Consider the following 5,723-nt stretch of genomic DNA (forward strand, 5'->3'; position numbering starts at 1 on the left):
ACGAGCGCAGCCATACTCACCGCCGCACACGCGGCTGCCCGAAGGATCGACGTCATTGGATATACCTCGAAAGTCACCGCGGATGGACGCTACGAACCTCCCATCCGCAGCAGCGGGAGTCGTAGTAGCAAGGCGTCGGAAGAGCCGCTGAATGCGGCAATGTCGGTGGCGAAGGTCTTGATGAGAAGAAGGTCGATCGTTGTATAAAACGAACGGCCGCGGTGGCTTAGTCCTTCGAATACAACTAAAATATACCCCGATTCCGTTACCTTTCTCTTAACGTTGATCTCTGTTCTTGATTTGAATCAAAAAAGAGGTCCGCGCGCGGGCTGATGTTGGGCGCCCGACCTGCCTTACCGGACGGCCGCAAACCCGATCACATGCCAAGCCGCGACAGCCTTATTGTCCTGACACGCAGAGGGCCGGGCGCGTTGGAGAGGTGGCACCGTGCAACCCGACCTTCCAAAAACCGTCCAAAATCCAAGCCAAACTTAAAAATTAACTGGTCAGGCCAATTGTCAGGAATTAAGCTGCCAAAAAAAGATCAGGGAGAGGGTTATGCAGACCAGATATGTCGCGGCGGCCGTCATCGCCGTCATGGCCGCGCCCGCTGCCGCACAGAGCGAGCGATCGGTCGTCCCCTTGGCTCAGGGCTGGGAGTTCCAGCGCGGCGACGTCGATCCGGCGCAGGCGGCACAGGCCGCCGGATCCTGGGTGCGGGTCAGCGTACCGCACACCTGGAACCGCGTCGGCTATTACATGCCCGACCCCCAGACCCATCTGAACAATGCCGAGTCGGTCGACAAATATCAGGGCGTCGGCTGGTACCGCATGACCTTCACCCCGCCTGCCATGGACGCGGGACAGCACGCTTGGCTCCAGTTCGACGCGGCGAGCCGCACTGCCGAGGTCTGGCTCAACGGCCAGCGGATCGGCGGGCACAAGGGCGGGTTTTCACGCTTCCGGCTCGATGCCACGCGCGCGCTCCGCGCCGGGCAGGCGAACACGCTGCTGGTCAAGGTCGACAATACGCAGCCGGCGCAGGGCTCCTCGACCGCCGACATCCTGCCGCTCGCGGGCGATTTCTTCGTGCATGGCGGACTCTATCGTCCGGTCAGCTTGATCGTCACGAACGCGGTCCATGTCGACATGCTCGATGCCGGCGGCAGCGGGATCTTCGCGACGACCAGCTCGATCGACGCGACGATGGCGAAGGTCGCCGTGCGCGTGAGGATCCGGAACGACGGCACCAAGGCTCAGGCGGTCAACGCGGTGGTCAGGCTGATCGACGCGGGCGGCAAGACGGTCGCGACCGGAACCCGCCGCATCCCCCTGCGTGCCGACGCCGCGTCCGAGAGCGTCCAGTCGCTGTCGATCGCGACGCCGCATCTGTGGAACGGGGTCGCCGATCCGTATCTGCACCGGCTGGTGGTCGAGATCGCGACGCCGTCCGGCGCGGTGCTCGACCGGGTTGAGCAGGCATTCGGCATCCGCGAGATGCGCGCCGACCCGGCCCGCGGCTTCATGCTCAACGGCAAGCCGCTGCGGCTCCAGGGCGTCGGCTATCACCAGGATCGCGAGGGCAAGGGCTGGGCGACCGCGCCTGCGGATATCGAGCAGGATTTCGCGATCATGCGCGAAATGGGCGTGAACAGCATCCGGCTCACCCATTACCAGCACGGCCAGGCGATCCACGACCTCGCCGACCGGTACGGCATGGTGCTGTGGGACGAGATCCCGCTGGTGTCGCGCTGGACCTGGGGGGACGATGCGGTCGCGACTGCCGGGCTGCGCGACGATGCGCGCCAACAGTTGCGCGAGCTGATCCGGCAGAACGGCAACCATGCGTCGGTGTTCAACTGGGGGATCGCGAACGAGGTCGATTTCGGCAAGTCGCTGCCGGCGTTCATCACCACCAGCAAGGATACGCCCGCGCCCGATCCGCTGCCGCTGCTGCGCGAACTGAACGCGCTGGCGAAGAGCGAGGATCCGTCCCGCGCGACCGCGCTGGCGACCTGTTGCGAAGGCCGGCTGCTCGGCTCCGCGGACGTTCCGATCACCGCGGAGGCCGCCGATCTCGGCGGGGCCAACCGCTATTTCGGCTGGTATTACGGACAGCCCGGCGATCTCGGCAAGCATCTCGACTCGCTCCGCGTGCTGCGCCCGAACCAGCCCGTGTCGGTGACCGAATATGGCGCGGGCGGCGCGACGACGATCCACACCGACAATCCGCTCGGCGGCAAGGTCGACCAGCGCGGTCGCAACCAGCCCGAGGAATATGAGAGCTACATCCACGAAACCGCCTGGGCGACGCTGTCCGCCAAACCCTATCTGTGGGGGACATGGCTGTGGAATTCGTTCGACTTCGCGACGACCGTCCGGCGCGAGGGCGATGCGATCGACATCAACACCAAGGGGCTGGTCACCTACGACCGGAAGATCCGCAAGGACGCCTATTATTTCTACAAGGCGAACTGGACCGCGACGCCGACCGTGCACGTCGCCGGGCGGCGCTATGTCGACCGCGCCTATCCGGTCGCCGACGTCCGCGTGTACAGCAACGCGCCGCGCACCGACCTGCTCGTCAACGACCGCGTCGTCGGCACGCTGAGCGCCTGTCCGCAGATGATCTGCGCCTGGTCGAACGTCGCGCTGGCGGCGGGGGCGAACCGCGTCGTCGCGCGCGGCGTCTTCCCGACCGGGGCGGTCGACGACGGGATCGAATGGCGGGTGGCGCCGGAGGCTGCGCGGTCGGTCCGGATCGACAGCGGCGCGCTGGTCGCACCGGAGATCGCGGGCAAGCGTTATGGCTCGGACGCGTTCTTCGCCGGCGGCAGTTTCGGCGATATCAACGCCTATTCGGGCTATGGGCCGCGCCCCGAGAAGAAAATCGTCGCGGGGACGCCCGAAGGCGCGGTCGCCGAAACCTACCGCGAAGGCCGGTTCAGCTACCGCGTGCCGCTCGCCAACGGGCGCTACACGGTCGAGCTGAGCTTCGTCGAACCCGCGCTCGCGGCCGGCGCCCGACAGTTCGACGTCGTCGCCAACGGCAAGCGCGCGATCGCCGCGCTGGACATCGCCGCGGTCGCGGGCGCGCCGCTCACGCGCGTCACGCGGCGGATCGTCGTGGGCGTCACCGACGGCATGCTCGACCTGAAATTCGTGCCGATCAAGGGCGATGCGATCGTGTCCGGTATCGAGATCACGAGATGAGCGCGCCGGGCAACCCGCGGCGCGGCTGGCGCAGCGTGCCGCTGCGCTGGCGGCTGATCGCGCTGGTGACGCTGGGGACGATCCTCAACTATCTCGCGCGCTCGACCCTGTCGGTGGCCGCACCGCAGCTCAAGACCGAATTCGGCATGTCGACCGAGGATTACAGCTGGGTCGTGCTGGCGTTCCAGGCCAGCTACACGGTGATGCAGACCGTCGCCGGCAGCGTGCTCGACCTGCTCGGCACACGGCTCGGCTTCTTCCTGTTCGCGGTCGGCTGGGCGCTCGCCAACATGGCGCATGCGCTGGCGACCGGCTGGCCGAGCCTCGCGCTGTTCCGCGCGCTGCTCGGCGCGAGCGAGGCGGCGGCGATCCCCGCGGGCGCCAAGACGGTGTCCGAATGGTTCCCCCCGCGCGAGCGGTCGCTGGCGACCAGCGTGTTCCAGATGGGCACCAGCGTCGGCAACATGATCGCGCCACCGCTCGTCGCCTTCTGTATCCTCGCCTGGAACTGGCAGGCGGCGTTCATCGTCACCGGCGGGCTCAGCCTCGTCTGGGCGTTCCTGTGGTATTGGGGTTATCGCAGCCCCGCCGACCACCCTGCGCTGAGCGAGGACGAGCGCGCCGCGATCATCGAGACCCGGGGCGAGGACGTCACCGCCAAGCCCGCGACGCGCGGCGACCTGTTGCGCAGCCGCAGCTTCTGGGGGATCGCGGTCCCGAAATTCCTGGCCGAACCGGCGTGGCAGACGTTCAACTTCTTCATCCCGCTCTATCTCGTGTCGGTATGGAAGCTCGATCTGAAGAGCATCGCCTTATGGGCGTGGATGCCGTTCCTCGCCGCCGATTTCGGCAGCCTGGCCGCGGGCGTGCTGCCGAGCTGGCTGATGAAGCGCGGCGTGCCGCTGGTCGCGTCGCGCAAGATCACGATGACGATCGGCGCGATGTGCATGATCGGACCGGCGTGCATCGGGTTCGCCGGATCGCCCGGCGTCGCGATCATCCTGTTCTGCATCGGCGGCTTCGCGCACCAGATGCTGAGCGGCGCGCTGGTGACGCTGTGTTCGGACATGTTCGACAGCCGGACGGTCGGCACCGCGACCGGGATGGCGGGGACGTCGGCCTGGGTCGGCGGGATGCTGTTCACGCTGCTGATCGGGCAGAGCGCGGATGCGTGGGGATATGACCCGCTGTTCGCCGCGTTGGCGGCGCTCGATCTGCTCGCGGCGGTCGTCTTGTGGAGTTTGCTGCGCGCTACGCCGCGCACGGGGTTGAGGGTTTAAGAGGATGACGAGTGTGTTGATGACGCAGACGATGCGCTGGTTCGGGCCGAACGATCCGGTGCGGCTGGACAGCATCCGGCAATCCGGCGCGACCGAGGTGGTGACCGCGCTGCACGAGGTCCCGAACGGCGAGGTCTGGACGCGCGAGGCGATCGCCGCGCGCAAGCAGATGGTGCGCGACGCCGGGCTCGACTGGACGGTGGTCGAGAGCCTGCCGGTCGACGAGGGCATCAAGACCCGCTCGGGCGAATGGGACCGGCTGATCCATGCCTATCGCGAGAGCCTGCGCAATCTCGCGGCGTGCGGCATTCGCGTCGTCACCTATAATTTCATGCCGTTGCTCGACTGGACGCGGACCGATCTCGCCTGGGAACTGCCCGACGGATCGCGCGCGCTGCGGTATGAGGCGATCGTGGTGGCCGCCTATGACCTGTTCATGCTGCAGCGGCCGGGCGCCGAGCAGAGCTATGCGCCTGCGGTCCGTGACGCGGCGGCGGCGCGTTTCGCCGGCATGGACACGGCGGCCCGCGCGGATCTCGAACGGACGATCCTTGCGGGCCTGCCGGGCAGCGAGGAGGGCTTCACCTCTGCCGCGTTCCTCGAGGCGATCGGCCGCTACGACGCGATCGACGCCGCGCGGCTGCGCGACAACCATGTCGCGTTTCTCGAGGCGGTGTGCCCGCTGGCGGACGAGCTCGGTATCGCACTGGTCGTCCATCCCGACGATCCGCCCTTTCCGATCTTCGGCCTGCCGCGCGTCGTCAGCACCGAGGCCGACGTGACCGATCTCTTCACCCGCGTGCCCAACGTCTCGAACGGGCTATGCCTGTGTACCGGGTCGTTCGGCGTGCGCGCCGACAACGACCTGCCCGGCATGGTCGACCGGCTCGGCTCGCGGATCGGCTTCCTGCACCTGCGTTCGGTCCAGCGCGAGGCCGATGGCGCGTTCCACGAAGCCGATCATCTGGAGGGCGATGCCGGCATGGCGGCGGTCATGGCGGCGGTCCACCGGCTGTCGGTCCGCGAAGGGCGCAGCATCCCCATGCGCCCCGACCATGGTCATCAGATGCTCGACGACCTGACGCGCACGACCAATCCCGGCTACTCGCTGCTCGGCCGGATGCGCGGGCTCGCCGAACTACGCGGACTTGAACGCGGTATCGCCTTTGCGGCAGGAGCGCTTGCATGACCCGTCCTTTAGAGCTTCACCCCGACCGGCTGTTCCCCGCC

4 protein-coding genes are annotated in these 5,723 nt (G+C 67.3%); all 4 read left to right on the plus strand.

Annotation, left to right across the window (positions count from 1 at the left end; translation table 11 throughout):
- On the plus strand, positions 1–207 hold a 207-nt coding region (locus tag sphsw_RS20400), incomplete at its 5' end, for a hypothetical protein (RefSeq protein WP_235188355.1).
- Between the two features lie 351 nt (positions 208–558).
- On the plus strand, positions 559–3,213 hold the full coding sequence (locus tag sphsw_RS10005; protein WP_031440494.1) for a glycoside hydrolase family 2: 2,655 nt from the start codon (positions 559–561) through the stop codon (positions 3,211–3,213).
- Positions 3,210–4,493 carry an MFS transporter gene (locus sphsw_RS10010; RefSeq protein WP_042467021.1) on the plus strand — a complete coding sequence of 428 codons (1,284 nt, stop codon included), beginning with the start codon at positions 3,210–3,212 and terminating at the stop codon, positions 4,491–4,493. The genes sphsw_RS10005 and sphsw_RS10010 overlap by 4 nt, the downstream gene beginning before the upstream one ends.
- 19 nt (positions 4,494–4,512) lie before the next feature.
- Positions 4,513–5,682 (plus strand): mannonate dehydratase, encoded by a 1,170-nt coding sequence (gene uxuA, locus sphsw_RS10015; RefSeq protein ID WP_235188356.1) that lies wholly within the window; start codon positions 4,513–4,515, stop codon positions 5,680–5,682.
- Positions 5,683–5,723: the final 41 nt, after the last annotated feature.

The sequence above is a fragment of the Sphingomonas sp. FUKUSWIS1 genome (genome assembly GCF_000733135.1).
Lineage (GTDB): Bacteria > Pseudomonadota > Alphaproteobacteria > Sphingomonadales > Sphingomonadaceae > Sphingomonas > Sphingomonas aerolata.